Consider the following 1,772-nt stretch of genomic DNA (forward strand, 5'->3'; position numbering starts at 1 on the left):
AGCGGCCGCCGATGTTCAGCTTCGGGCCGCAGCATCGCGCCGCCTGCTGGGTCACGGCCGAGGCGGCATCCGCCGGCGCCGCCGAGCCGGCGCCCGGCGCGAGGGCCATGCGATGAGCGGTGCTGCGACAGACACCTTGGTCAGGGCCGAGGGCCTGACCAAGACCTTCCAGGATGGCGGCGGCCTCAGCTTCGGGCCAGCACGCCCGGCGGTGCGCGCGGTCGACGAGGTGTCGCTGGAGATCCGCCGCGGCGAGACGCTGGCGCTGGTCGGCGAATCCGGCTGCGGCAAGTCCACGCTCGGCCGGCTGCTGCTGCGGCTGATCGAGCCCAGCGCCGGCCAGGTCTTCGTCGACGGCACCGAGCTGACAGGGCTGTCGCACGGGCAGATGCGGGCGATGCGCCGGCAGGTGCAGATGATCTTCCAGGACCCGTACGGCTCGCTCAGCCCGCGGCGCAGCATCGCCGACATCGTCGCCGAGCCGCTGGAGGTGTTCGGCCTGGTCCGCTCGCGCAAGGAGCGGCGCGACAAGGTGGCGGAGCTGCTGCGTCAGGTCGGGCTGCCGCCCGCCACCATGGACCGCTATCCGCGCCAGTTCTCCGGCGGCCAGCGCCAGCGCATCGGCATCGCCCGGGCGATCTCGGTCGACCCGGCCTTCATCGTGGCGGACGAGCCGGTCTCGGCCCTCGACGTCTCGATCCAGGCCCAGATCGTCAACCTGCTGCAGGATTTGCAGGAGCAGAAGCGCCTGTCCTACCTGTTCATCGCCCATGACCTGGCGGTGGTGCGCCACATCGCCGACCGGGTGGCGGTGATGTATCTCGGCCGGATCGTCGAGACCGGGCCGAAGGCGGCGGTCTACGGCGCGCCGCACCACCCCTACACCCAGGCGCTGCTGTCCGCCGCGCCGGAGCCCGACCCGGACCGCGCGCAGAAGCGGATCATCCTGCAGGGCGACGTGCCCAGCCCGTCCAACGTCCCGTCCGGCTGCAGCTTCCGCACCCGCTGCCCGCTGGCGCAGGAGATCTGCGCCCGCGAACGGCCGGCCCTGGCGCCGGTCGGTGATGGGCATCTCGCCGCCTGCCATTTCGCCAAGGCCAACCCGATCCGGGGCTGAGATGGCGATGCACTGACCGCACGCCGGAAAGCGATCGAGGCGACCTGGGCTTCCGCTCAACGTCGCCCGGCGCGACGCTCGACCACGCGGCCCGGCTGGCCGTCCGTGCCTCCGGCGACAGCCCGGTCGCCTTTGCCCAGGGGGTCGCGGCTGCGCTTTAGGCTGAGGACCCCGTTCCGCCGGCCAGCCTCTCCGTCTGCCGCGCCCTCAGCGGCGACGTCATGCGCCGGGCGAAATCAAACCTATGCGCGTGGAAATCCCGCAAGTGGGGAAAGGAACGGACGCGAACGAAAAAGGCGGAGAACCGAGCCGATTTCTCCACCTTCCAAGCCCTTGTCCCGGCGCGGAAAACCGCGGGAACGTTCAGGAAATTCGATGGTAGCTGGGGAGGGATTTGAACCCCCGACCAAGGGATTATGATTCCCCTGCTCTACCACTGAGCTACCCAGCCATCGGGGCCGAGCGTATACGCGCCCGCCACCGCCCGTGTCAAGCCGCCCGGGACAGTGTCGCACCGTCGCCGCATCGCTTGCCGCGGCGGCGGCGCTTCCGGTACCTAGAGACATGATCGCGATGCCCCTCTCCGTCCGCCGGCTGGCCGCCGCCTTCGTGCTGAGCGCCGCCGTCGCCGTGCCGTCCTTTGCCCAGGACGCGG

1 protein-coding gene and 1 tRNA gene are annotated in these 1,772 nt (G+C 71.0%); one reads left to right on the forward strand and one right to left on the reverse strand.

Going from position 1 to position 1,772, the window contains the following annotated elements; translation table 11 throughout:
* Positions 1-112 precede the first annotated feature (112 nt).
* On the forward strand, positions 113-1,117 hold the full coding sequence (locus tag P409_RS33475; protein WP_034848860.1) for an ABC transporter ATP-binding protein: 1,005 nt from the start codon (positions 113-115) through the stop codon (positions 1,115-1,117).
* A 376-nt stretch (positions 1,118-1,493) separates the two neighbouring features.
* Here the strand turns inward: P409_RS33475 and P409_RS33480 are convergent.
* Positions 1,494-1,568 (reverse strand) — tRNA-Met (locus P409_RS33480).
* Between the last annotated feature and the right edge of the window lie 204 nt (positions 1,569-1,772).

Source organism: Inquilinus limosus MP06 (genome assembly GCF_000767795.1).
Lineage (GTDB): Bacteria > Pseudomonadota > Alphaproteobacteria > DSM-16000 > Inquilinaceae > Inquilinus > Inquilinus limosus_E.